The sequence below is a fragment of the Spirillospora sp. NPDC047279 genome (genome assembly GCF_040643285.1).
Lineage (GTDB): Bacteria > Actinomycetota > Actinomycetes > Streptosporangiales > Streptosporangiaceae > Spirillospora.
Window position 1 is genome coordinate 96,168 of the sequence record NZ_JBEYUA010000024.1, and the last position, 25,227, is coordinate 121,394.

The 25,227-nt window shown below is 71.9% G+C and carries 21 protein-coding genes; 10 read left to right on the forward strand and 11 right to left on the reverse strand.

Features of this window, described 5'->3' with window-relative positions; translation table 11 throughout:
- Positions 1-47 precede the first annotated feature (47 nt).
- Both ABZ810_RS42020 and ABZ810_RS42025 read left to right on the forward strand, forming a co-directional pair.
- Complete coding sequence (locus ABZ810_RS42020; protein WP_358412732.1) at positions 48-332, forward strand: hypothetical protein; 285 nt, start codon at positions 48-50, stop codon at positions 330-332.
- An 88-nt stretch (positions 333-420) separates the two neighbouring features.
- Positions 421-1,095, forward strand: a complete 675-nt coding sequence (locus tag ABZ810_RS42025) for a DUF6766 family protein (RefSeq protein WP_358412734.1) — start codon at positions 421-423, stop codon at positions 1,093-1,095.
- 21 nt (positions 1,096-1,116) lie between these two features.
- Here ABZ810_RS42025 and ABZ810_RS42030 read toward each other — a convergent pair whose 3' ends face one another.
- From ABZ810_RS42030 to ABZ810_RS42040, 3 genes are all read right to left on the reverse strand, one after another.
- Complete coding sequence (locus tag ABZ810_RS42030; RefSeq protein ID WP_358412736.1) at positions 1,117-2,139, reverse strand: DNA topoisomerase IB; 1,023 nt, start codon at positions 2,137-2,139, stop codon at positions 1,117-1,119.
- 88 nt (positions 2,140-2,227) lie between these two features.
- Positions 2,228-2,773, reverse strand: a complete 546-nt coding sequence (locus tag ABZ810_RS42035) for a dihydrofolate reductase family protein (RefSeq protein ID WP_358412738.1) — start codon at positions 2,771-2,773, stop codon at positions 2,228-2,230.
- A gap of 138 nt (positions 2,774-2,911) precedes the next feature.
- Positions 2,912-4,156 carry an ROK family transcriptional regulator gene (locus tag ABZ810_RS42040; RefSeq protein WP_358412740.1) on the reverse strand — a complete coding sequence of 415 codons (1,245 nt, stop codon included), beginning with the start codon at positions 4,154-4,156 and terminating at the stop codon, positions 2,912-2,914.
- A 156-nt stretch (positions 4,157-4,312) separates the two neighbouring features.
- Here ABZ810_RS42040 and ABZ810_RS42045 point away from each other — a divergent pair, with 156 nt between their 5' ends.
- Positions 4,313-5,437, forward strand: coding sequence for a substrate-binding domain-containing protein (locus tag ABZ810_RS42045; protein WP_358412742.1), 1,125 nt, complete (start codon positions 4,313-4,315; stop codon positions 5,435-5,437).
- A 40-nt stretch (positions 5,438-5,477) separates the two neighbouring features.
- Here the strand turns inward: ABZ810_RS42045 and ABZ810_RS42050 are convergent, their stop codons facing one another.
- Positions 5,478-6,077, reverse strand: a complete 600-nt coding sequence (locus ABZ810_RS42050; RefSeq protein ID WP_358412744.1) for a TetR/AcrR family transcriptional regulator — start codon at positions 6,075-6,077, stop codon at positions 5,478-5,480.
- Between the two features lie 115 nt (positions 6,078-6,192).
- On the opposite strand from ABZ810_RS42050, the gene ABZ810_RS42055 reads away from it, so the two are divergent.
- Positions 6,193-6,774, forward strand: coding sequence for a DsbA family protein (locus tag ABZ810_RS42055; protein WP_358412746.1), 582 nt, complete (start codon positions 6,193-6,195; stop codon positions 6,772-6,774).
- Positions 6,775-6,980: 206 nt separating this feature from the next.
- On the opposite strand, the gene ABZ810_RS42060 is transcribed toward ABZ810_RS42055, so the two are convergent.
- Positions 6,981-8,834, reverse strand: coding sequence for a carbohydrate-binding module family 20 domain-containing protein (locus ABZ810_RS42060; protein WP_358412748.1), 1,854 nt, complete (start codon positions 8,832-8,834; stop codon positions 6,981-6,983).
- Between the two features lie 532 nt (positions 8,835-9,366).
- On the opposite strand from ABZ810_RS42060, the gene ABZ810_RS42065 reads away from it, so the two are divergent.
- The 3 genes from ABZ810_RS42065 (at position 9,367) to ABZ810_RS42075 (ending at position 15,095) form a co-directional block, all read left to right on the forward strand.
- Complete coding sequence (locus ABZ810_RS42065) at positions 9,367-10,602, forward strand: MFS transporter (protein WP_358412750.1); 1,236 nt, start codon at positions 9,367-9,369, stop codon at positions 10,600-10,602.
- Positions 10,603-10,652: 50 nt separating this feature from the next.
- Positions 10,653-13,781 carry a BTAD domain-containing putative transcriptional regulator gene (locus tag ABZ810_RS42070; protein WP_358412752.1) on the forward strand — a complete coding sequence of 1,043 codons (3,129 nt, stop codon included), beginning with the start codon at positions 10,653-10,655 and terminating at the stop codon, positions 13,779-13,781.
- Positions 13,782-14,042: 261 nt separating this feature from the next.
- Positions 14,043-15,095 carry a streptomycin biosynthesis regulator gene (locus ABZ810_RS42075; RefSeq protein ID WP_358412754.1) on the forward strand — a complete coding sequence of 351 codons (1,053 nt, stop codon included), beginning with the start codon at positions 14,043-14,045 and terminating at the stop codon, positions 15,093-15,095.
- A gap of 45 nt (positions 15,096-15,140) precedes the next feature.
- Here the strand turns inward: ABZ810_RS42075 and ABZ810_RS42080 are convergent, their stop codons facing one another.
- Both ABZ810_RS42080 and ABZ810_RS42085 read right to left on the reverse strand, forming a co-directional pair.
- Positions 15,141-15,626, reverse strand: a complete 486-nt coding sequence (locus ABZ810_RS42080) for a DUF4189 domain-containing protein (protein ID WP_358412756.1) — start codon at positions 15,624-15,626, stop codon at positions 15,141-15,143.
- Between the two features lie 371 nt (positions 15,627-15,997).
- Entirely contained in the window at positions 15,998-17,317 is a 1,320-nt protein-coding gene (locus ABZ810_RS42085) for a histidinol-phosphate transaminase (RefSeq protein WP_358412758.1), read from the reverse strand.
- Positions 17,318-17,515: 198 nt separating this feature from the next.
- On the opposite strand from ABZ810_RS42085, the gene ABZ810_RS42090 reads away from it, so the two are divergent.
- Positions 17,516-18,949, forward strand: a complete 1,434-nt coding sequence (locus ABZ810_RS42090; protein ID WP_358412760.1) for an FAD-dependent oxidoreductase — start codon at positions 17,516-17,518, stop codon at positions 18,947-18,949.
- Here the strand turns inward: ABZ810_RS42090 and ABZ810_RS42095 are convergent.
- Positions 18,917-19,735, reverse strand: coding sequence for an NAD(P)H-binding protein (locus ABZ810_RS42095; RefSeq protein WP_358412762.1), 819 nt, complete (start codon positions 19,733-19,735; stop codon positions 18,917-18,919). The genes ABZ810_RS42090 and ABZ810_RS42095 overlap by 33 nt on opposite strands.
- A 95-nt stretch (positions 19,736-19,830) precedes the next feature.
- Between ABZ810_RS42095 and ABZ810_RS42100 the strand changes: the two genes are divergently transcribed.
- Together ABZ810_RS42100 and ABZ810_RS42105 are read left to right on the forward strand one after the other, a co-directional pair.
- Positions 19,831-20,409 carry a hypothetical protein gene (locus ABZ810_RS42100; protein ID WP_358412764.1) on the forward strand — a complete coding sequence of 193 codons (579 nt, stop codon included), beginning with the start codon at positions 19,831-19,833 and terminating at the stop codon, positions 20,407-20,409.
- Positions 20,406-20,570 carry a hypothetical protein gene (locus tag ABZ810_RS42105; protein ID WP_358412766.1) on the forward strand — a complete coding sequence of 55 codons (165 nt, stop codon included), beginning with the start codon at positions 20,406-20,408 and terminating at the stop codon, positions 20,568-20,570. Before ABZ810_RS42100 ends, ABZ810_RS42105 begins: the two co-directional genes overlap by 4 nt.
- Here ABZ810_RS42105 and ABZ810_RS42110 read toward each other — a convergent pair.
- From ABZ810_RS42110 to ABZ810_RS42120, 3 genes are all read right to left on the reverse strand, one after another.
- The gene (locus ABZ810_RS42110; protein WP_358412768.1) at positions 20,563-22,479 is read right to left on the reverse strand and encodes a glycine betaine ABC transporter substrate-binding protein; all 1,917 of its coding nucleotides are present in this window, start codon (positions 22,477-22,479) and stop codon (positions 20,563-20,565) included. The genes ABZ810_RS42105 and ABZ810_RS42110 overlap by 8 nt on opposite strands.
- 172 nt (positions 22,480-22,651) lie before the next feature.
- Complete coding sequence (locus tag ABZ810_RS42115) at positions 22,652-22,915, reverse strand: hypothetical protein (RefSeq protein ID WP_358412770.1); 264 nt, start codon at positions 22,913-22,915, stop codon at positions 22,652-22,654.
- Positions 22,916-23,046: 131 nt separating this feature from the next.
- The gene (locus ABZ810_RS42120; RefSeq protein WP_358412772.1) at positions 23,047-25,221 is read right to left on the reverse strand and encodes an MMPL family transporter; all 2,175 of its coding nucleotides are present in this window, start codon (positions 25,219-25,221) and stop codon (positions 23,047-23,049) included.
- Between the last annotated feature and the right edge of the window lie 6 nt (positions 25,222-25,227).

Consider the following 25,227-nt stretch of genomic DNA (forward strand, 5'->3'; position numbering starts at 1 on the left):
ACCGTGCGGGGGACGACGGTGATGTCCGCGCAGCCGCGCGGAGCTTTGTGTCCGCCGTTCAGGAGCGGGATGGCGCGGGCGCCTGCAGAGCCCTGTCGCCGAAGGCGGCCGAGAGCCTGGAGTCCGGAGGCAGGGACTGCGCGAAGGAGATCACCGAACTGGGTGTGCGGCCGGGTGCGATCACGGCCGTTCAGGTCTGGGGTGAACGGGCGCAGGTGCGGCTGGAGGGCGAGGTCCTCTTCCTGGTGCGTTTTCCCGACGGTTGGAAGATCGCCGCCGCGGGATGCCGGCCACAGCCCGAGGGCCCGTACGACTGCGAGGTGGAGGCCTGATGCGCACCGTCTTCACCGTCACGCTGCTGATCATTGTGGTCGGGCTCGTGTACATCATGGTCATCGGGTTGATGGGGCGGTGAGCGCGATGCGCACGTTCGTCCGCGAGAACTCGCTCAGCCTGTTCTTCCTGGGCGCCCTCCTCGTGGCGCTGGTGGGGCAGGCGCTGTCGGGCTGGTACGAGTACAACAACCAGGCCCTCGCCCAGGCCGGCGCCGAGATCTCGTTGGCGCGGTACGTCTCTTCTTCGCAGTTCGGCGTTGACGTCGCGGAGAACTGGCAATCGGAGTACCTGCAGTTCTTCCTCTACATCCTGGTGACGGTGTGGCTGGTCCAGCGCGGCTCGCCGGAGTCCAAGACGCTCGGTGACGAAGGCGAGGAGTCCGACCGGGACCAGCACGTCGGCCGCCACGCGACCGATGATTCGCCGGGCTGGGCCAGGGCGGGCGGGCTGCGCGGCGTGGTCTTCGCCCGCTCGCTCGGGCTGGTGATGGGCCTGGTCTTCCTGGCGTCCTGGCTGGCTCAGTCGGTCACCGGACGGGTCGCCTACAACGTCGAACGCCTCGCCGACTACCAGGACCCCGTCTCCTGGGCGGGCTATGTGACCTCCGCGGACTTCTGGAACCGTACGCTCCAGAACTGGCAGTCGGAGTTCCTGGCGGTCGCCTCCATGGTCGCGCTCAGCATCTACCTGCGCCAACGCGGATCGCCCGAGTCCAAGCCCGTCGGCACCTCCCACAAGGCCACCGGAATCGAAGGCTGACCGGCCTGCCCCGCCGGGACGTCAGCGCTGGAGGAGGCGGCGGACGGCTTCCTCGGTGGCGCCCTGGGTGGCCAGCTCGCCGTACTCGGAGTCCTCGCCGAGACGGGGGAGGGTCCGGGCGATGGTCACGCCCTGCTCGAAGAGATCGATGATCTGCGGGTCGATGTAGGCGTCGCGTGCCACCGCCGGTGTGTTGCCGAGGAGGTCGGCGACCTCCTGGACGGCACGGCGCACGGCCCGGTCGCGGGCCGGACGGGACTCCGGTGGCGGGGCGGAGACGGCCAGGGCCACGGCGGCGAGGACCGTCGCGTGCCAGGTCCGGAAGTCCTTGGCCGTGAACTCGTCGCCGGAGATGTCCCGCAGGTAGTCGTTGACCTCCTCGGCTCGAACGTTGTGCCACGACTTCCCGTCGCGGTAGGCCAGCAGCTCCGCGCTCTCATCCGAGCGGCGCTTCAGGCCGCGTACCACGGCGCAGACGCTCTTCTCGGCGATCGCCCGTTCGCGCAGCCGGGAACCTTTGGCCGGATATTCGAAGGTCACCTCGCTGCCGGAGCAGCGCACATGCTCCCGGCGGACGGTCGACAGCCCGAACGTGCCGTTCTCCTCGGCGTACGCGCGGCCGCCGAGCCTGAAGAAGCCGAGGTCGATGAGGCGCACGGCGGCGGCGAGGACCCGTTCTCGGGTGAACCCCCGCTGCCGGAGGTCGGCGGCGACCCTTTCGCGGATCCGGGGGAGCGCGGCGGCGAAGGCGACCATCCGCTCGTGCTTGTCGGCGTCGCGCCGCTCCCGCCAGGCGTCGTGGTAGAGGTACTGCCGGCGCCCGGCCGCGTCCGTGCCGACCGCCTGGATGTGCCCATCCGGCGACGGGCTGATCCAGACCTCGCGCCAGGCCGGAGGAATGACCAGCGCCTTGATCCGGGCGAGCTCGGCCTTGTCGCGCAACGGCTCGCCGCCGGGCGTCGCATAGCTGAACCCCTGGCCGCGCCTGCGCCGGGTGATCCCTGGCCCCTCTGGGTCACTGCGCTGCAGGCCGGATGACTTCATGACCGATCTCTACCCGCGCTCATGCGCGCTGCCTACCCGCGGCCGGTGCCCCCATGCCCGCCGGGGGCACCGGCCGTCTCTCCGGCTCTCAGTCCTTGGGAGCGTTGGCGTAGACGAGGTGCACCACGCCGGTGGCCTCGAAGGTCGTCGAGGACACCAGCTTCAGCGGCACGGTCTCGCCCTCGGTGAAGAGCTTGGCGCCATGCCCGACGACGATCGGGTGCAGGAGCAGGTGCAGTTCGTCGACCAGGCCCTGCTCGATCATCCAGCGGACGAGGGCGGCGCTGCCCGTGGTACCGAGCCTGGTGTCGGCCTTCAGGCGGGTCAGCTCCGCCGCGACGTCGCCGTTGACCAGCGAGGAGTTCTCCCAGGTCGCCTCGGTCAGCGTGCTGGACACCACGTACTTGCGCGAGCTGTTCATCGTCTTGGTCATCGGGTCGTCGGGGTCGGCGCCGGGCCAGTAGGAGGCGAACCCCTCGTAGGTGTGCCGGCCGAGGAGCGTCGCCTCGGCCTCACCCATCAGTTCCCCGACGACGGCGCCCATCTGGTCGTCGAAGTAGGGGAAGTGCCAGGTCTCCGGCGCCTCGATCACGCCGTCGAGGGAGATGAAGAGGCTGGACTTGATGAATCCCATCGCGATGCTCCTTGTGGTCGTGTCCGAGGCGGGCCGCCCGGACGGGTCCGTCAATCACAGGTCGAACGGCGTCCCGGCCGGATCGACGGCCGCGGGCGATTTTTTTTCCTGATTCCACCGAACGGGCTCGGCGGCAAGCTACATGATCTGCGGCGCCTGCCCCGAGGGACCTGAGTCCCGGGTCGTGCGCTCGAAACGCGGGGCCAGGAGGTGGGCCGAGGTCCGGTGGGTCGCAAGGACGATCGCGCCCAGCACCTCGGCGCGGTCGCCGAGGTGCCCGCCGCTGACGGTGATGCCCTGGCTGAGCGCCGGGGGCAGGCGGTGGGTCAGCACGTCGCGGACCCCGTCGAGCAGCGGCCTGCCGACGGCGGCGACCTCGCCGCCGATGATGACCATCCGCGGTTCGAGCATCGCGCAGATCCCCGCCAGCGCCCGGCCGATCAGGTGGCCGGCGTCGGTGACCACCCGCCGCGCCCCCGGATCGTCGGCGGCGAGCAGGGCGACCAGGTCGGCGATGGTGGTGTCCGGGCCGCGGGTACGGGAGAAGGCCGCGGTGAGCGCCTGCGCCCCCACCGCGGTCTCCAGGCAGCCGCGGTTGCCGCAGCGGCAGACGTAGCCGCCGTCGACCACCGCGATGTGGCCGAGCTCGCCCGCCGCCCCGGTCGAGCCCTGGTAGGGGCGGCCGTCCAGGATCAGCCCGGCGCCCACGCCGTCCGACACCATGATGTAGATGAGGTCGTCGACGCCGCGTCCCGCGCCGAAGGTCCACTCGGCGAGGGCGCCGAGGTCGGCGTCGTTCCCCACGTGGACGGGCAGCCCGATGCGCTCGCCGAGGCGCGTGGCGAAGTCGGCGTCGGTCCAGCCGGACAGCATGGACGGCAGGCTCAGCGTGTGCGACCGGGACTGGACGGGCGCCGACACCGCGACGCCCATGCCGAAGATGCGCCCGGCGTCGCGTCCCGCGGTCGCGACCAGGTCAAGAGCGGTCCCGGCGATGAAGTCGAGCGCCTCGTCCGGCCGGTGGTCGACGTCGACCCGGTGGTGACGCTCGCCCAGCACGCCGCCGGACAGGTCGGCCAGCAGCACGCGGATGTCGGTGTGGCGCAGATGCACGCCGAGCAGGCCGCCGCCTTCGGGATTGAGCGTGAGCGGTGTCGCGGGGCGCCCGCCGCGGGCCGCCGGCGGCACCGAGGTCTCGGCCGACTCGGTCAGGACGCCCTCCGCCAGGAGGCCGGCGACCAGGCCGGAGACGGTGGTCCGCGACAGCCCGGTCGCGCGGGCGATGCCGACCCTGCTGATCCGGCCGTGCCGGCGGACGGCGTCGAGGACGAGCAGCCGGTTGCGCGACCGCAACGAGGTGAGGGACCCGGGGGAGCCGTCCATGACCGCAGCCTATGGAGTTCGTCCGTAGTCCGTATTAACCATGGCCTTTTGTGGTCGCTTTTGTCCTTGACGCTGATTAACTCCCGTTCTTACAGTGCGGCAAGGCCGACGGCCCGACGGCCAGGTGGGGCCCGGCCTCCACCCCTTGGAGCCGTCATGCGCAAGGAGCCCTCGACACCTGTCGCCAACGACACCGTCCTCCGCAGGGGGATCGTCGCCGTGACCGCGCTGGCCGCGGTGTCGGCGCTCACCGTCACCGCGTGCGGGGACGGATCCGACGGCTCGGGCGGCACGTCGGGCTCGGCGGCGAGCGGCAAGGTCGGCGTGATCCTGCCCGACACCACCTCCTCCACCCGGTGGGAGAGCTTCGACCGGCCGTACCTGCAACAGGCGTTCAAGGCGGCGGGCGTCCAGTACGACATCCAGAACGCCGAGGGCTCGACCCAGCGGTTCCAGACGATCGCCGACCAGATGCTCACCAGCGGGGCCAGCGTCCTGCTCGTGACCGGGCTCGACTCCAACTCCGCGGCCGCGGTGCAGCGCAAGGCCCAGGCCCAGGGCGTCAAGACGATCGACTATGACCGGCTGACGCTGGGCGGGGTGTCGGACTACTACGTCTCGTTCGACAACGTCAGGGTGGGTGAGGAGCTGGGCAAGGGCCTGCGGAGGTGCCTGGGGGACAAGGCGGCCAACATCGCCTACCTGAACGGCTCGCCGACCGACAACAACGCCACGCTGTTCGCCCAGGGCGCGCACAAGATCCTGGACCCGGTCTCCAGCTACGAGAAGGTCGCCGAGCAGCCGGTCCCGGACTGGAGCCCGGAACGGGCCGCGACCATCTTCGAGCAGATGTGGACCCAGCAGAAGGGTGAGATCGACGGTGTGCTGGCAGCCAACGACAACCTCGGCAACGCCGCGGTGGCGGTGGCCAAGAAGAACCAGCAAGGCGGGAAGGTCGCCATCACCGGCCAGGACGCGACCGCGCAGGGGCTGCAGAACATCCTGGACGGCACGCAGTGCATGACCGTCTACAAGCCGGTGAAACAGGAGGCCGACGCGGCCGCCAAACTGGCCATCTCCCTGTTGAAGGGGCAGAAAGGCGAGACGAGCTCGACCGTGAACGACCCGCAGGGCAAGCGCGACGTGCCCTCGGTGTTGCTGACCCCGATCGGGATCTTCAAGGACAACGTCAAGCAGGTCGTCGACGACGGCTTCGTCAAGGCGGCCGAGTTGTGCAAGGGCGCCTACGCGGCCAAGTGCAAGGACGCCGGCGTCCAGTGAGACCGGGCGGCCGCCGCCCCTTTTGGGCCCGATGCCGCGGTCATCGGGCGGAGTCGTCTCCGGGCGGGGCGAGGCCGGCGAGGGCGAGGTCGACGATGGCGCTGGTGTGCTCGGCGTCGGCGGTGCGCGTGGTGAGCAGCCGCCGGTAGTAGATGGCGCCGTAGAGCAGCTCGCAGACCAGGTCCGGGTCGGCGTCGGCACGGATCTGGCCCTGGCGTTGCGCGATCCTGATGCGGTCGGCGGCGGCGCCCGCCAGGTGGCCGATGAAGCGGTCCCACAGGGCCCGCTGCAGCTCGGGGTCGTGCTGGGCTTCGCCGATCAGCGCACGGTAGTGGGGGAAGACGCTCGCGCCGCCGAGGGTGCGGGAGGCCGCCGCCATCTGCGTCTTGATGTCGGTGACGAAGTCGCCGGTGTCGGGGAACGACGCGTCCAGCTTCCAGTTGGACAGCAGCCCGTCCAGCAGCACGGCGGCCTTGGACGGCCACCAGCGGTAGATCGTGTTCTTGCCGACGCCCGCGCGCGTGGCGATGCCCTCGATGCTGAGCTTGCGGTACCCGACCTCCTGGCACAGGTCCAGGGCCGCCTGGATGACGGCGTTGGCGGCCTCTTCGCTACGGCGCTCGGGACGTCTGGGTGACATGGGGACAGCATAGCGCTCAGGCGGCACGGAACGTTCCGTATTGACTTGAGAGCCGGCGCTGGGCATTCTGAAGCGGCACGGAACGATCCGTGCCGCCAGCAAGGGAACAAGGCTCATGAAGGTCGAGATCGCTCACGACATCGCCTGCGTCTGGTCGGCGCTCGGTTACGCCCGCTTCCGGCGGGCCGCCGCCGAGCACCGGGCCGATGGCGGCGAGCTGGAGGTGGTCTTCAGCCCGTACCGCATCGCGTCCGGTGCCGCGGGGCTGCCGCTGAGCCGCGTGCACCCCCAGCTCACCCCCGCCGCGCGGGCCGACCGGATCGTGCGGGTGGCCGCGGCGGACGGCCTGGTGATCAACCTCGACCGGATCGTGCCCGCCGGGACCCTGCACGCCCACCGGCTCATCGCGGCGGCGGCGGCGCACGGCACGGCCGAGGACATGGCCGCCCGCCTGTACCGCGCCTACTTCACCGACGGTCTCGACATCGCCGACGCGGGCGTGTTGCAAGGTCTGGCGTCCACGATCGGGGTGCCCTGGACCCGTGAGAGGGCCGCCGAACGGCTCGACGCGGAGTTCGCGCGGTCCGGCCCGCGAGTGCCGGTCTTCCGGTTCCCGGACGGGACCGTCCTCGCCGGTGCCGTGTCGCTCGCGGCACTGCGGCACGAGCTGAGGCAGGCCCTCCGCACCGCAGCCTGAATACGCGCCCGGTCAGGCCTCGCAAGACGCTCGCTATGATCCCGGGTTTCGGCGATCGGAGCGGCATCGTCCACGCCGGCTTCAGCCTGGGGAGACGAGCCAGCCGGGCGGTCCGCTGTCCGGCCTCGCGGCGAGCGGCGTGCTCGATGAGGTGAACGGCCGGGCGTGCGGCCGGGCCGTCCACCTCGCCGAGCGGGCGGGAACGGTCACCTCCAGGTGTCGTTTCTGGTCTGGGTGCCGCCGGAGGCCGTGGTGAACGTGCGGTTGCCGCCCGATTCCCAGGTGACGGTGCCGTCGGGGTCCTTCTTGATGTACTTGTACTCGACGGCGGTGCCGGGCGGCAGGGTGACCGTGGTGCGCCACACGGGGTAGGCGGCGGAGGACAGGGCGATGGCCCGGCCGGGGTTCCAGCCGCCGAGGGCGGGGACGCCGCCGACCAGGAAGACGTTCTGCCCGTACCACGTGGTGACGTCGGCGTTGAACGAGACGGCGACCTCGGCCGCGTCGGCGTCGGCCTTGGCGTTGGCGTGGAGGGCGACCGCGTTGTTCGGCGGGATGGTGACGATGGCCTTGCCCGCCGAGACGGTGACCTGCGTGCCGGTGCAGCCGTTCGACGTCGCGGTGCCGGAGATGACGTCGCAGTACCGGCCGTCGGCCAGGCCGGTGGTGAACTGCGCGGTCGCGGCGGCGCCGGAGTCGTTGATGCCGATCCAGGCGCGGTCGCCGCGGTGGAAGCCGATCACGTGGTCGTTGACGGCGGTGAAATCGGAGATCGTCTTCACGTTCCTGGCGGTGTTGGCCCAGCCGACCATGCCCTTGATCCCGGTGCTCCGGGTGAGGCAGTTCCAGGCGGCGCCGCAGGCGGCGTCGGTGACGAACCCGCTGCCGTTGGAGGGCGGCGACGCGTTGCGGTCGGTGTAGGTGAAGCTGTCGTAGACCGAGGGCTTGCCGTGCGGGTAGGCCAGCACGAAGTAGTTGGCCAGCGTGTAGTCGCCGCCGTTCCGCCACGACAGGGTGACGCCGTCACGTTCGAGGTCGTGGTTGGTGACCATGGCGAACACGTTCGCGCCGGGCGCGTCGAGGTTCCAGCCGCCGATGCCGCCGAGGGTGGAGATCGACCCCTGGAACCCGGCCTTGATCCCCTTGGCGTAGGCGAAGTCCAGGACGTCGCCGTTGCCGATGAACGCCCGCGCCTTCAAGGCGTCGTTGGTGGCGCCGTCGAAGATCTCCTGGGCGACGTAGGGCCGCCTGTTCTCGGCCGTGGTGTTGCCGACCCGGGCCAGGATCGCGGCGAAGTCGTCCTTCCTGATGTGCTTGACGGCGTCCACCCGGAACCCGTCGACCCCGAGCCCGACCAGGTCGTTCAGATACCCCGCGATCTTGCCGCGCACGTCGTCCTTCTCGGTGTAGAGGTCCGACAGCGACAGCAGTTCGCAGCTGGTCACCTGCGACTCGTTGTTCCAGTCGTTGATCCCCCCTCCGGTGGGGCAGTTGTCGCCCGGATGGTGGAAGTCCCCGTACCCGTAGGGCACCTGCGGGTAGCCGTACCCGGTGAACGTCGAGCCGGCGTAGCCGACGACCCCGGCGGCGTTGTTGGTGCCGGCCATGTGGTTGACGACCGCGTCCACGTAGACGCGCACCCCGGCGTCGTGGCACGCGGTCACCATCGCGGCGAACCGCGCGCGGTCGCCGAAACGTGAGTCGAGCTTGTACGAGACGGGCTGGTACACCTCGTACCAGGGATGGGCGCCGTCGGAGGAGTTCGGCAGGCTGACCGACTCCTGGGGCGGTGCGACCTGGACGGCGCCGTACCCCGCCGGTCCCAGATGGCCGGTGCAGGCCGAGGCGACGGACGTCCAGTTCCATTCCCACAGGTTGGCCGTCACCTCGCTGTCGTTGAGGGCTGCCGCCGCGCGCACCTGAGGCGCGGCGGACACGGCGGGCACGGCGCCGGTGGCGGGGACGGCGACCAGCACGGCCGCCGACATGATGCCGCATGTTCCCAGAGTGGCGACGAGGAGATTGCGGAGCGGGCTGCGGCGGGGGGATTCGAGGCGCATGGGAGTGGACCTACTTCCGGGCCGAAGCGTGCAAGGGGTGGGGACGGCCGTCCGCGTAGAAGAACCATGCGCGATGGATCAACGCTGTGCAAGAGCTTGCTGAAACTTTCTGAATCCTTTCTAGGCGGGTGCCGGAGGCCGCACGCAGGGCCGTTAGCGAGGGAGTGGGGTGGTGTCGGCCATGGGATCGCCGTGACTTTCGGTGGCGACGTCATCACTCATTGAGGTCCAGCAAATTCTGGCGAGGTGTGAGGTTTGGGCGTGAGGGCACCCCGATTGAACGGGTCAAATGCATGTTCGAGGGATGGTCATCCTATAAACGATCTTGAATGGCGCGAGGTCGTCATGATGGATTGCGACGGTGGTGATACGAATGGTGACGGCCGTGTGGGCTGTTTGTTCGGTCGAGCGTTAGTTGTCGCGGTCCAGGGCGTGTGGGTGCGGACGTAAAGGGGTTCAGGGTCTGCCCTGTATGTGCTAAGTTCGGGCGGAACGGACAATGTTGTCGAAGGTACGGGGTTCCTGGGCACCAATGCGTCGTCCCCTTGAAGTAAGGGCGTCCCCCGCCGAGAAGACGTCACAGACATTTGCTCCCTTGTCATATTCGTGGATTGCCGCGCTCTTCGCGGTGAGCCTCGGAATGTGGATCGGACTGCTCGCTTCCGCGCAAGTCCTGCTGCCCTCCCACATTGAGATCATCAACCCCGTGCGCAAAGAGTGGTCTCTCGGGGTGGTGACGGCCGCGGGGGCGCTGGCGGCGGTGATATCCGCGCCGGTCGTGGGCGTTCTCTCCGACCGCACCCGATGGCGGTTCGGGCAACGCCGGTCCTGGGTCGTCGGCGGCTCGGCATTGTGCGTGGCCGCACTGCTGGCGCTGCCCCTCCAGTGGTCGATCGTGGGCGTCGGCGTGTGCTGGACGTTCGTGCACGGCGGCGTGGGCGGCATCCACGCGGTCCTGTGCGCGGTGATCGCCGACCGGGTGGCGGTCGACCGCCGCGGCACGGTGTTCGCGATCGCCGGTCTCGCCCAGCCGGTCGGGCTGGTGGCCGGCACGTTGCTGGTGTCGAGCCTCTCGGTCGAGACCGGCTACCCGCTGGTCGCCGTGCTGGTCGCGCTGCTCGCCCTTCCCTACGCGCTGATCGGCCGGGACGCGCCCCGGCCGGAGCGGAGCGCGCGGGACGAGCGGTGGCTTCCGGACCTGAAGGCGCTGGGGCCCGACTTCGCCTGGGCGTGGACCGGGCGGTTCGCGGCCCAGCTCGCGACCTCGCTGGCCACGGTCTATCTGCTCTATTTCCTGCGGGACGAGATACGGATCGACGACCCGGCCGCGGGGGTGGCCGTTCTCAGCCTTCTCTTCACCGCGGGAATCGTCGTGGTGGGTCTTCTGATCGGCCGTATTTCGGACCGGATCGGACGGCGCAAGGTGTTCGTCATCATCGCCGCGGGATTGATGGCCGTGGCATTGACGGGAATGGCGCTCATTTCCACCTGGACGGTGGCCGTCGTCGCCGCGACCGCACTCGGCGCCGGATATGGCGCCTATTTGGCGGTCGACCAGGCGTTGGTGACACAACTGCCCCGTGACAACGGCGACCGGGGCAAAGACCTGGGGACGATGAACATGGCGGGGAGTGGCGCCGTGGTACTCGCTCCCGTCGTGGCGATCGTGTGCGTCGGCCACGGGGGTTACACGTTCTTGTTCCTGCTGGCGGCCGTCATGGCCGTATTGAGCGGGCTCCTGATTCAGCCGATCAGATCGGTGCGCTGACCAATGTGGCATTGGCGCCAATGGATTGCGTTCAACGGGGTTGTGTGGTCATGGTGGATGGTGTTTTCTTCCGGGTGCTGGGGCCGTTGTCGGTCGGCGTGGGGGAGGGCTCCGTCGCACCGCCCCGATCGCCGGTTCTCCAGGGTCTCCTCGGCGCGCTCGTCCTGGCGCGCGGCGAGCCGTTGCCGACGGGACGGCTCGCCGACCTCGTCTGGAGCGACCGGGCCCCGGGCACGAGCCGTGAGTCCGTCCACGTCGCGGTGTCCCGCCTGAGGAAGTGGCTGGCGCGGCTCGACGACGGGCGGCCGGATCCAATCAAGATCAGTTACCAGAACGGGTATTTCCTGGAGGGCGCCGAGGAACGGTCGGATCTCGGCGGGTTCATGGCGTCGGCCGATGACGCGCGGTCCATGACAGAGCCGGCCGCCCGGTGCGCGGCGTTCTCGTCGGCGTTCGCCGAACGCAGGGGACCGCTGCTGGCCGGGCTCGCGCGGATCGATCGCGAGGACCCGCTGGTCCGCGGCATCGAGGACGAGGTTCGCCTGGCCGCGATGGATCTGGCCGGCGCCGCACTGGACTGCGGCGACGCCCAGAAAGCGATTTCAGCCGTCGCGCCGCTGACCGAGGAGTTCCCGTTCGACGAACCGCTCCACGCGGTCCTCATCGACCTGCTGACGGCGAGCGGCCGTCCCGCCGAGGCCCTCCAGGCCTACCGCCGGCTCGGCGACCGGCTGTCGGCGGAGCTCGGGATCGAGCCCAGCGAGGAGGTCCAGCGGGCACACATGCGCGTCCTCTCAGCCGACCGTGCCGACCGTGCCGACCGTGCCGACCGTGCCGACCGTGCCGACAGCGGGGCCGACCGTGCCCCCGACGACGAGGGCGCCGCACCCGCCGCACCGGTGCCCGCCCAGCTCCCGCCCGACATTCCCGACTTCACCGGGCGGTCCGCCGAGGTCGCCGAGATCGTCGACACGCTCACGGGGGGCACCGGCCCGGCGCGCCAGAGGACCGTCGCCCTGGCCACCGTCGCGGGCATGGGCGGGGTCGGCAAGACCACGCTCGCCCTGCACGCCGCCCACCAGATCTCGAACGTCTTCACCGGCGGCCAGCTGTACGCCGACCTCCGCGGGGACGGCGCCGGTCCCGCCGAGCCGGCGGAGGTGCTCGGCCGTTTCCTGCGTACGCTCGGGATGCCCGGCGCCGGCATCCCGCCCTCCCTCGAAGAACGCGTCGCGCTCTATCGCAGCCGCCTGGCCGGGCGGCGCACGCTCATCGTCCTCGACAACGCCGCCGAAGAGGCGCAGGTGCGGCCGCTCCTCCCCGGCACACCCGAGGCCGCGGTGCTCATCACCAGCCGCAACCGCCTCATCGGCCTGGAGGGCGCGCGGCTGCTCAACCTGGACGTGCTGCCGTCGGCGCAGGCGGTCGACCTGATCAGGAACATCATCGGCGACGAGCGCGTCGCGGCCGAGCCGGAGGTCGCCGTCGAGATCGCCGAGCTCTGCGGTCACGTGCCGCTGGCGGTGCGCATCGCCGCCGCCCGGCTGCTGGGCCGCGGCCACTGGATGTTGTCGCACCTCGCCGACGTCCTGGGCGAGGAGCGGCGCCGGCTGGACGAGCTGGTGGCCGGTGACCTGGAGGTGCGGGCGGGGTTCGAGATGAGCTACCGGCTGCTGCCGGCGCGGACGCGGCGCGCGTTCCGGATGATCGGCCTGCTCCACGCCCCCGACTTCGCGTGCTGGACGGTCGCCGCGCTGCTGGACGTCCCGGTGACCCAGGCGCAGAGGCATCTGGAGACGCTCGTGGACGCGCACCTCGTCGGCGTCGTCGGCATGGACGAGACCGGCCAGCTCCGCTACCGGCCGCACGACCTGCTCCGGCTGTACGCGCGTGAGCTGGCCGAACGCGAGGACCCGCGGGCGCAGCGCGAGGCCGCGCTCAGCCGGGCCTGGGGCGGGTGGCTGGCGCTGGCCGAGCGGGCGGCCGACCGGGTCCCGGGACCGTGCTACGCCGGCATGCACGGCGACGCCCCGCGCTGGACGCCGCCGGCCTCCGTCACCGAGCGGCTGCTCGCGGATCCGATGCGGTGGTTCACGTCGGAACGGGCGGCCCTGGTGGCGGAGGTCGCGCACGCCTGCGGCAGCGGCCAGGTCCAGGTCACCTGGGATCTGGCGGCCTCCATGGAGAGGTACTGCGACGTCCGCGGCCTCTACGACGACTGGCGCCGGATGCACGAGCAGGCGCTCACCCTGTGCCAGGAGACCGGTGACAGGCGGGGCGAGGCCGTGCTCCTGCGCGGCCTGCTGGAGGTCACCACCTGGGCGTCGCCCGCGGGATCGGGCCCGGCGATGCTCCGGACGCGCGAGATGGCGGCCCGGCTCCTGGAGCTGTTCACCGAGCTGGGCGATCCGGCCGGGGCCAACGACGCCATGGTGGCGATGGTGTGGGGCAAGGTGGCGGACGGGGAGGCCGCCGAGGCGCTCGTCCTCGCCGAACGTGCCCTGCGGGTCGCCAACCAGGCCGGTTACCTCGGCGGCCAGGCGCGGACCCTGCACGTCATGGCCGTCGCGCACGGTGAGGCCAACCCGCACGGCGCCCTCGAATGCCTCGAACGGGCGCTCGTCGTCGTCAAGGAGCTGGGCAATCCGCGGTTCGTCGCCACGATCGTGCAGTTCCTGGGCGCGGCGCAGGCGCTGTGCGGCGACATCGCGGGCGGCAGGAGCCTGCTGGAGGAGTCGGTCGGGATGGCGCGCGACCTGGACGACCGCTATCTCGAGACCTTCTCGCTGCTCTATCTGTCCAAGTTGTTCTTCCTGACCGGGGACGCGCGTGCCAGGGCGACCCTCGACCTCACGCTGACCTACAGCCGCGCGGGCAACTTCCGCCATCACCTCGCCGACGCGCTCGCCGTCCTCGGCGAGCTGAACCTCGCCGAGGGCGATCTGCCGGGCGCCGTGTCCTGCCTCGAACGGTCCGTCGAGGTGTGGCGCACCCGCGGCTGGATCCCGTTCCTGGCGCGGACCTTGCGTACTCTCGGTGACGCTCGCACCGCGGCGGGCGACCGGGAGGGGGCGCGCGCCGCGTGGTCGGAGGCCCGCGTGCTGTTCGACCAGACCGGCGACGACGCTGGTCGCGGGTCCGTGGAGGAGCGGCTCGCGGCCGGCGGCCTGATCGGCTAACGGTCGGCCCGCCGTCCGGTTAGCGATCGGTAAGGGGGCCCTCGGTAACGTCGGGTAATGACCGACGGCGGGCCCTTCTCAGGGGTCTGCCGACAGTAGCGTAACCGAACGCTGTGGTTCGATTACCCACTTCCCCGCACCGGGTCGACCACGGGCTCCCGAGAGCCTCGGCGCAGTGAACGGTGAGTGAGTCTGCTTCGTGGGCGGCTTCATCTTTCTGGTTGGGGAATGGTCGAATTGGACGGAACAGCACATGATTCCTTGTCGAGCGAGAACGCGCTCGTCAGGCATCTCTCGCTCCAGCAGGAGGGCATCGAGCGGTCGGTGGTCACGCGGGTGCCGATAGCGTCGCTGGTGACGACGGGGTCACCGCGGCTGGAAGGGGAGGACACGGAGCACGTGCGCGTGCTCGCCGACACGGGCGGCGCACTCCCGCCGATCGTGGTGCATCTGCCCTCGCGGCGCGTCGTCGACGGCATGCACCGCCTCCGCGCCGCCGTCCTCCGCGGTGAGAAGGACATCGACGCGCGCTTCTGGCACGGCACCGAGGCGGACGTGTTCCTGCTCGCGGTCACCGCCAACATCCAGCATGGCCTGCCCCTGTCGCAGCGCGACCGGCTGGCGGCGGCCGAGCGCATCTTCGTGAGCCATCCCGAGTGGTCGGACCGGATGGTGGCGATCGTGGTGGGAATGTCGAGCAAGAAGGTCGGCCGGCTGCGGCGCCAGGTGGCCGGCGACCATCCGCAGCCGGCCGTCAGGATCGGCCGGGACGGGAGGGTCCGCCCGGTCGACGGGGCGGCCGGCCGGGTCCGGGCGGCGAAGCTGATCGCCGACGACCCGGACGCCTCGCTGCGCCGGATCGCCCGGGATGCCGGCATCTCGCCCGCCACCGCCGCGGACGTGCGCGCCAGGGTTCGGCGCGGTGAGGACCCGGTCCTGCCGCGGCCGGCGGTCAGGGCCAAGACCGGCGAGACCGCCTCCGCCGAACGCGCGGAGCCCTGCGTCCCGATGCCGTCCGGATCGTCGACCAAGCTGATGCCGGAACTCGTCACCGGCTTCGAACGGCTCCGCAGGGACCCTTCCCTGCGGTTCACCGAGGCGGGCCGGGCGCTGCTGCGGATGTTCGAGGCGTGCCTGGCGGTCGTGCGGCACGAGGAGACCATCAAGAAGGGCCTTCCGCCGCACTGCCTGTCGTCGACGGCCGAGCTGAGCCACGTGTACGCGGCGATCCTGAAGTCGTTCGCGGCGGACCTCCAGCACCTGGAGACGGCGCGGTCCGGCGAGGTCGTGGCGGCTCCGGCCGAGACCGGGTGACCGCCGGCGGCCCGGCTCAGGCCGGACCGCCGCCCCGTGCGGTGCCTACCGGGTGGTGCACACCCAGGTGGTCCAGCGGCCGCCGCCCGCGTTGGAGATCGCGTCTCGCTGGGCCGCGGCCTTCGTGTCGCCCCTGCCGCCCCAGTACTTGTTGGTCCTGGAGTTGAACGCGATCGCGCCGCAGCCGTTGACGAAGGTCGTGAGGACCTTGCAGCCGGAGGTGGGGCACTCGTTCAGCGCCCGCCGCCGGGCGGCGGACGCGGTGTCGAAGTCCCAGGCCCGGCCGACGGCTCCGTTGCGTCCCACCGCGATGGCCCCCCAGTTCTGCGGCGGGGGCGAGTACGTGTAGGACGGGCGGGTCGGCGTCGTGGTGGGCGGGTCGTAGGTCGGCGGCGTGTAGCTCGGCGGGGTCGGGAGGTCCGGAATGGAGGATCCCGCCGACGTGCGCGACGGATCGTCGTCGTCGCCGCCGAGGAACAACCACACGACGGCTCCGCCGCCGACCAGCATCACGAAGGCCGCGACGATCACGATGATGACCAGGGCCGGGTTGCCGTTCGGCCGCCGGGGAGGGCCGGGCGGACCCCAGCCCGGCGGCCCCGGTGGCCGCGGCGGACCGGGGGGTCCCGGTGGTCCGGGCGGTCCGGGGGGACCGTAGTTGGGCGGATAGCCACCATGCGGCGGCTGAGGGGGTTGCACTGTGGACCGCTCCCCGAGATGCGTCGATATCCGGACGATCATAGCGATTTCCGGACCCGGGCGCAGGGGCGGGGTGTCGGACGGTGGTGGCGAGAATCCGCCATCCGCGTCATCGGCGTCGGCGAAGGGTCTGGATCGTCGCCACCCGGCTCTGACCCGCGGGCCTCTCGCGGCTCCGGCGGATCATGGTGTCCGGGACGGGGTCAGGCGGGCCGTGCCTCGTGGGCCTGGGGTTCGAAGCGGCCGTGGTCGTCGGCGCGCGCGCCGTTCCTGCCGCCCGGCGGGGCCATGTTGCTGGACAGGTAGGAGCGCAGCTCGGCGACGGTGCTGTAGTCGGCTCCGGCGTTGTAGAGACCCCCGTTCGTGGGGTTGAGCGTGTCCGGGAAGGGGGCGTGCAGGGGCTCGGCGGTGTCGTAGAGGTAGGCGCCGAGGCCGATGAGCAGGCGCCGCACGTCCTCCTGCGGCCGCACGACCAGGCGCAGGAACTGGCTGGTGGACCCGAGCTTGTTGCCGCACTCGCGGACGAACACGTTGTGCCGCTCGATCAGGTGGTCGCGCAGGCCCACGCCGTCCTTGCCGTCGGGCAGCTTCACCATGATGAAGTTGCCCTGGGAGGGATAGACCTTCAGGCCCGGCAGCGAGGAGAGCTGCTGCCCCATCAGCATCCGGTCACGGGCCAGCAGCCGCAGGCTCTCCCGATACTCGGCGCCGTGCTCGCGCAGCAGGAACACCACGACCTCGGCGAACGAGTTGAGGTTCCACTTGGGGAGGGCCGCGCGGACCCGCTGCGCCAGCGCCGGGTTCGCCACCAGGTAGCCGAACCTGATGCCGTGCAGGCCGAAGTTCTTGCCGAGGCTCTTGAGCACGATCACGTTCGGCCTGATCCGGGCCTCGTCGGCCACGCTGGTGTACGCCTCGGCGTCCACGAAGTCCAGGAACGACTCGTCCACCACGACCAGGTCGAGGTCGATCAGGAGGTCGAGCATCCGGACCACCTCGCGGCGCGGTATGTACCCGCCGTCGGGGTTGTTGGGGTTGCAGACGACCGCCACCCGCGAGCCGCGCTGCCGGACGAAGTGCACGAACGCGTCCACCTCGAACGCGAAGTCCCGTGCCTCCGGCAGCTGGAACATGTCCACCCGCTTGCCGGTCTCCAGCGGCTGGTCGGTCCAGCGGCCGAACGTGGGGATCGGCGTGGCGAGGCTCTCGGCCACCATCAGGTGGTCGATCCAGGTGATCAGCTCCGTCGACCCGTTCCCCATCACCACCGTCTGCGGGTTGAGGCCCAGCGTGGCGCACAGCTCGGCGGTGATGGTGTCGGCGTCGCTCGGGTAGTACTTGAGGATCTGCTCCAGCGTGCCCGCGAGCCGCGAGAACATCTCGGGCGTCGGGAAGTACGGGTTGCACGGGATGCAGAAGTCGACGAGGTCCGCCTGCCCCGACGTGGCCCGCTGGAGGGCGAAGAACGACGGGCTGTGCGCGTTCTTCCGCAGCAGGCTCGGATCTATGGCGTCAGACGACACGGAACTCTCCTCCTAAACAGGGGAACGGCGCCACGCACGGCGTCGTCCGCTCTGGCCTGACATCTCCGGTAGATACGTGGCGCGAGGGGTCAGTGGTTCGAATCGGCGAAAGGCCGTTCGACCCGGGGCTGATCCGCCGGGCGCGGTTGACCGCCGTTCCGTGAATGGAAACACTGTATCCATTCAGGAGGTGGGGCGGTGACCTGGGACGCGATCGTGGTGGGCGCCGGGCCCGGTGGGCTGGCGTGCGCGGTCACGGCGGCCGGCGCGGGGGCCAGGGTCCTGCTGCTGGAGAAGGCCGCCGACATCGGCGGCGCCCTGCCGTACTCCGGCGGCCACCTGTCCGCGGGCGGCTTCTCCGCCCAGCGGGACGCCGGGATCGACGACGACCCCGGCCGCCACTACGACGACATCGTCCGCATCAACCGGGGGACCGGCCGGGAGGACCTGACCCGGCTCTCGCTCGCCGAGCAGCCGGCGGTGCTGGAATGGCTGCTGGCGGCCGGGTTCGTCCCGGACCCCGGGACGCCCCGGCTCGTGTACGGGCACGAGCCGTACCTGACGCCGCGGACCGTGCACGCCGCCGAGACGCCCGGCGGCCCCGCGATCCTCACGGTGTTGCGGCGGCTCCTCGGCCCGCACGTCACCGCCGGCCGCGTCGGCCTGCGTCTCGGCACGGCCGTCGCCGACCTGATCGTCGACGGGGGCGCCGTCACCGGCGTCGTCACCCGGGAGGGCGCCCGCCCGCTGGCACCCGCCGTCGTCCTCGCCACCGGCGGGTTCGGCTTCGCGCCCGACCTCTTCGCCGAGCTGGAGAACGCGCCCCTCACCACGTCCGCCGCACCGACCTCGACGGGGGAGGGGCTGCTCATGGCCCGGCGGGCGGGCGCCGGCCTGCAAGGCCTGGGCAAGTACATCCCCACGTTCGGCGGACTGCCGCCCGAAGGGGACGACCCGCGCGTCGACTGGCTCCACCGGCCCCAGCTCGTCGCACCCGAACGGCCCCCGTGGGAGATCTACGTCGACGCGCGCGGGCGCCGCTGGATCGCCGAGGACGAGCCGAGCATCGACCGCAAGGAACGCCTCCTCACCGGCGTCGACCGCATGACGTTCTGGATGGTGTTCGACGCGCGGGCGCTGCGCTCGTCCCGGCCGATGGTGCACGGGTGGAGCCCCGCCGATCTGGACGCCGCCTGCGGGCGGCGGCGCGGCGTGCACAAGGCCGCCACCCTGCGGGGCCTCGCGGCCGCCGCCGGCATCGCACCGGACGGGCTCGCGGCCGAGATCGCCCGCTACAACGCGGCGGTGGCGCTCGGCCGCGACGACTCCTTCGGCCGCCGCCACCTGCCCGCCCCCATCGCCGAACCGCCCTTCTACGCGATCGAGAACCACCCCGTCACGCTCATCACGTTCGCCGGGATCGACGTCGACGCGCACCTGCGGGTCCGCCGTCCCGACGGGAGCGTCATCCCCGGCCTGTACGCGGTGGGCGAGGTCATCGGGTCCGCCGCCGTCAACGGCAACGCGTTCTGCTCGGGGATGTGCCTGACGCCGGCGCTCGCGTTCGGCCGCCTGGTCGGGCGGGCCCTGCCCGCGCCGTCAGTGCGCGAAGCGGAAACCGGCCGCGCGTAGCCGCGCCGACGTCACCGGGACCTCCGGCATCCTGATCTCACCGCGGAACCGCAGCTCCGGCAGCCCCTCCGCGGCGCAGATCTCCGCGAACGCCCGCGCCGTCGTCGGCGGCGTCACCGCGTCCGGGTACGCGTTGTACACGCCGGTGAGGTCGCCGGCCACCAGGAAGTCGAGCGCGGCGGCCGCGTCGCGGTAGTCGATCCGGTACAGCAACGACCCGCCCGCGAACGGCACGCTCCCGCCCAGCCGTTCGTGCGCGAACCGCACCCGCGCCGGGTAGTCCAGGTCGGCGGGGTGCCCGTGCACGTCGGGGATGCGCAGGACCGCGCCGCCCGGCGTGCCCAGGACGGCCCGTTCCGCCGCCGCGAACGAACGCGGGGAGGCGTCCGCGTCATCGGTGGTCGGCGACGTCTCGTCGATCTGTGCGCCGGCGCCCGCCCCGTACACCGACCCCGAACTGGTGAAGACCACACGTTCGTGCACCGCCACGGCCGTCTCCGCGCTGGCCACGAGCGTGTCGGCGTACTCGGCGACCCGCGCCCGCGCGTCGAACGCCTTGCTCGGCCGCGGGCTGACGGTCAGCACGACCGCGTCCGCCCCCTCCACGGCCCGCCTCATCCCCGCCCGGTCCGCGCCGCGCGTCACCACCGCCTCCACCCCGGCGGCCTTCAGCTCGGGAACCCGCCCCGGCGTCGTCGTGGTGCCCACGACCTCGTGCCCGGCGCCCGTCCAGCGCCGCGCCAGCTCCAGGCCGACCTTCCCGCACCCGACCACCACGTACCGCATCCGCGACCTCCCGAATGGAAACAGCGTTCCATTCTCGCCGACCCCACCCCGAAATGACCAGCGCCTCGCGCTACCCTCCGCACAAGGAGGGGACGATGCTCCCGGATCTTCCCGACACCATCCACGGTGAGGCGCTGCGCGCCGTCTACCTCGAACCCGACCCGGCCCAGGCGAACGTCCTCGGGCTGGACGCCGTGACCCAGGACGAGTGGGACCGCACCCGCAAGTACGCCTACGCCCGCTACTGGCAGGCCCGCCTTACAGCAGGCGAGCCGATCACCCGGCAACACCTCCAGGAATGGAAGCGGTTCACCGGCCTGGCCTTCATGGGCGGCGTCGCCTGGGGCATCGTCGGCGACGCCGCGAAGCACGACCTGTTGTCACCAGACCAGATCACCGGGCTGCTCGAAGGCGAGCCGAACGACTACGCCGAGCGCACACTGAAGGCGCGCCGACTCCTCCAGCAGCGAACGAGGCTGGACCAGGCGCTCATTGACGCGCTGCTCGACCTCCGCGCCGCATGGGCGCTGCACGACCTCATCGGCGCCTGCCGTACCGCAGGCGAACGTTCGGTACTGGAACAGGCGGCCGGTGACCGCAGGCTCTCTCGCAACCACCGCCACCATCTCGCGCAGGCTCTCAGGCTCCAGCCGTTCAGCGGCCCCGGATCATGAGCCGGCCGCGACCCGGATGGTCCCGCGGCTGCGCCGACCACTGCCGGGAGGCCGACGCCCCGGGGATCTGGACGATCTTCGACGACACCCACCTCGGGCTGGACCGCCCGCACGCCCTCGACGCCGACGAGATCATGGAACGGCTGTCCGCGGTCAGATGAGGCCCGTCTGGACGAGCCAGGCCTTGGCGACGCTCTGGACGCGGTCCCTGTTGATGGCCACCCGGGTGTTCATGTAGAGCAGGTCCTCGGTGGTCAGCTTGGCCGAGATCGCGTTCAGCGCCGCCTTGGCGCGGGCGTCGACGTCGGCGCGGTTGATCAGCGGGGTGATGTTCTGGGCGCTGAACAGGTGCTCGGAGTCCTCCAGGACGACCAGGTCGTTGACGCCGATCGCGGGATCGGTGGTGAAGAGCGTCGCGGCTTGGAGGGTGCCCTTGCTCAGCAGCGCCGCCATGGTGGCGAAGTCCTCGTGGCGGAACGGCTGGAAGTCCTTGAACGCGATCCGGTAGCGGGCGCGCAGGCCGATCAGGCCCTGGTGGCGGGTCTGGAACTCGGGAGCGCCGCCGAGCACGTACTCTCCGGCGGTGCCGCGGAGGTCGGCGATGGTGCGCAGGCCGGACGCCTCGGCGGTCCCGCGGGTGACCACGATCGCGTCCTTGTCCTCGGCGGGGGCGGAGGCGAGGATCTCCAGGCCGGACGGGAGCCTGCGGCGGAGCCGCTCGTTGACGCGCCTGGTGCTCGTGGGGTCGGAGGCCTCCATCTTGAGGGCGCCCAGATGGGACGCCAGCGCGCCGTTGTACTCGGGCATGACGTCCACGTCGCCGGACACGACCAGCGGGTAGTAGACCTCGCGCGAGCCGATGTCCTGGCGCCGGGTGACGCGCAGCCCCTTCGCCTCCAGCGCCTGCGCGTACAGCTCGCTGAGCAGCCGGCTCTCGGCGAAGTTCGCCGAGCCGACGGTGATCGCCGGGTGCGGGGGAGGGGTGACGGCCGCGCTCGGCCTCCCCTGGGACGACGGCCACAACCACGCGCCGAGGCCGACGGCCAGGGATGCGGCGAGGGCGAGCGCGGTGGTGATCATCAGGCCCCGGCGCCGCCGCCAGAACGCGACGGCGATGCGCGCGGAGGAGGCCGGTGAGGCCGCGTCCTCGCGGCGCGAACGCCCGTGTTCCATGGTCGGCGTCCGAGGCTCGCGGGGCGCGAACTCGGGCTCGTCCCCCGGCTCGGGGTCGGCGGGGGCCTCGTCCTGGTCGTGCCGGGTCTCGTCCTCGGCGGCCCGCCGCTCGGCGTCGTAGCCGAGGAGGCGCAGCAGGACCTCGTCGGCGGCGGGGCGGCGCGCGGGGACCTCCTGGAGGCACGGCCCGACCACCCGGCCGAGCCAGGCGGGCAGGTCCGGCAAATTCCGCTCGACCGCCAGCCGCCGGTTGAAGGCGTTCGGGGCGACGCCGGTCTCGAACGCGCGCGGCCCGAGCGCGGCGAAGACCATCGTGACGGCCCAGCTCCAGATGTCGGCCGCGGTGCCGACCTCGGCGCGTCCGGCCTGCTCGGGCGCCATGTAGCGGGGCGTTCCCGCGCCCCGGGCGACGCCCGCGCCGAGCGCGACGGCCACGCCGAAGTCGACCACCCGGGGCCCGTCGGCCGCCAGCAGGACGTTGTGCGGCTTGAAGTCGCGATGCACGACCCCGGCGGCGTGCGTCGCGGCGAGCGCGGTGATCGTCCCGACCGCCAGCCGCTCCAGCTCGAGCCCGGCCAGCGGACCGCGCTCCTCGACCACGTCCAGCAGCGACGGGCCGTCCACGTACTCGCTGACGATGTAGGCGCGCCGGTCCGCCACCCCCGCGTCCAGCACGCGGGCCGTGCAGAAGCGGGCGACCTCCTGGACCAGCGCGATCTCGGTGAACGAGCTCGCGTCCACCTCTCCCGCGAGCACCTTCAACGCGAACCTGCCGTCGCCGGAGTCGGGGTGCGCGGCCAGGTAGACCACGCCCTGCCCGCCCTCCCCGATCCTGCGGACCAGGGTGTATTCGCCGATCACGCGGGGGTCGTCCGGACGGAGCGGCTCACCTTCCATCGCGATCTCCTCTCGTGGCACCCGGGCGGCGCCTCCCAAGTCTGATCCCGGAGCGCACGATGAGGTTCCGCGTTCGCCCACCGGGGAACGGCGCGGCGAGGTCGGCCCGGTGGGCTACGGACGCACGCATGATCGCCCCGGTTCGGACGTGCGCGGCGATCGGTCGCGCCGGTCAGTGGGGGGCTGGCGGACGTCGGGCCCGCCCCTCGTCGCAGGTGGGGAGCCGGCCGACGTCGGCGACGCCCGTGATGTCGGCGGGACCGACGCCGGCCGCGTCCGGTTTCCGCCGCCAGGACGGGGACCGCCGGTGGACGTGGGCGACCAAGGCGGCCAGGCGTTCGCCCTGGAGGGCCCGCATCCGCGCGGCCGGGAACGCCGTCAGCGCGGGGTCCTTGATCTGGTAGCCGGGAAACCCCGTCCACGGACCGTCGTTCACCGCTGTCACCCCGCGCGGGATGTCGGATCACCGTCGCAGCCGAGCGTGCACGAGGGCCGGCGACGGACGCAAGGCACACGGCCTGGACAGGACAGGGCGCCCGGCCCAGGACACTGGGCCGGGCGCCGCGTTCAGTGCCGTTCCAGCTCCACCTTCGGCAGCAGGCGGGCCAGCGGTGCCGGCAACCACCAGGCGCGGCGGCCCATCATCTCCATCGCCGCCGGGACGATCAGGCAGCGGATGACGACCGCGTCCACGAAGATCGCCACCGCCATGCCGAAGCCGGTCTGCTGGAGCAGGCGCTGCGGGCTGAGCATGAACGCCGCGAAGATCACGATCATGATCGCGCCGGCGGCGGTGATCACCGAGCCGGTGTGGGCCAGCCCCTCCCGGACCGCGCGGGACGGGTCGTCCCCGGAGCGTGTCCATTCCTCGTGGATGCGGGAGATCAGGAAGATCTCGTAGTCCATGGACAGGCCGAAGACGATGGCGAAGACCATCACCGGCAGGTACGCCTCGATGGGGCCGGGCTCCACGCCGAACCACCCGTCCTGGAACACCAGGGTCATCGCGCCGAGCGCGGCGCCGATGCTGAGCAGGTTGAGCAGCGCGGCCTTCAGCGGGATGAGCACCGAGCGGAACACCGCCATCAGCAGGATCACCGAGAGGCCCACGACGATGGCCATGAACAGCGGCAGCCGGTCGGCGACCTTGCCGGCGTAGTCCTCGGCCGCGGCGGTGGATCCGCCGACCAGGTACCGCGCGCCGTTCTGCGCGGACAACGCCGGCAGCACGTCGTCGCGCAGGTCGCCGACGAGCGCGGAGGTCCTCTCGTCCTGCGGCGCGGAGGCGGGGAACACCAGGACGGTCGCGGCCTTGCCGTCCGGCGTCGACACCGGTTCGGCGGCGGCCTGGACGCCCGGGGTCGCGCTCAGCGTCCGGGCCGCCGCGGCGGCGGCCTGCGCGGCGCCCGGCCCGCCGTCGGCCACCACCAGCAGCGGGCCGTTGAACCCGGGACCGAAGCCCGCGGACAGCAGGTCGTAGGCCTGGCGGCTGGTGGTGTCGGGCGCGTCGCTGCCCGCGTCCGAGAAGCCGAGCCGCATGCCGAACGCCGGGATCACGAGCGCGCCGAGGAGGACCCCCGCCGCCAGCAGGGCGGCCAGCGGGCGCCGCTGCACCACGGCGGCGAGGCGGCGCCAGGCGTCGCCCTCGGCGCCGCCGCCCCTGGCCCGCCGCCGCTCGGCGCGCCGCGTGAACTGGCGGGCGAAGCGGCGGCCGAAGACGCCGAGCAGCGCGGGCAGCAGTGTCAGGGCGGCGAGCATGGTCACCAGCACGGTCAGGGCGACCGACAGCGCCATGCCCTGCAACGAGCCGAGGCCGAAGGCGACGAGCCCGAGCAGCGCCAGGATGACGGTGCATCCGGCGAAGAACACCGAACGGCCCGCGGCGTCCAGCGCGTTCACGGTGGCCTGCTCCGGGTCCGAGCCGCGCACCAGCTCGGCGCGGTACCGGGCGAAGATCAGCAGCGCGTAGTCGATGCCGACGCCGAGGCCGACCAGGATCATCACCGGCGGGGTCCAGTCGGCGATCGTGAAGACGTGGGACGCCGCCACGATGACGCCGACCGTGGACCCGACGGCGAACAGCGCGATGATGATGGGCAGCCCGGCCGCGACGACCGTGCCGAACATCAGGACCAGGATGACCAGCGCGGCCAGCAGGCCGACGCCCTCCGCGGCGCCGGTCCCGCCTTCGCCCAGCAGCCGGGCCGCGTCGCCGCCCAGCTCGGCCCGGAGCCCGTCGCCCTCGGCGGCCTGCGCGGCGTCGAAGACGCGCTGGGTGTCGGCCTTCGGCATGTCCTGCGACGGGACCTTCAGCATCACGGTGGCGAAGCCGGTCGTGCCGTCCGCGGAGATGGCGCCGCCGCCCTCGTACGGGCCGCGGACCTGGCCGACGTTGGGCAGCCCGGAGACCTCGCCGAGCATGGCCGTCACCCGCCGCTGGACGCCGGGGTCGCGCAGGCCGGCGTCGCGGTGCAGGACGATCTCGAGGGTGTCCCCGGCGCGGGCGGCGCCGTGCGCGGTCAGCAGGTCGGCCGCCCGCTGCGACTCGGTGCCGGGGAGGGAGAAGTCGTTGCGGTAGTCGTCGCCCGCGATCGACGCGACGGTCCAGACTCCGCCCAGGACCGCCACCCACAGGAACAGGGCGAGCCATCTCCGGCGGTGGGCGAAGCCCGCGACGCGGACGAACACGCCTCGCCGCGAGGGCCGGGCGTCGTCTTCTCGGTGCAGTTCGGTGAGTGTCATGCTCTC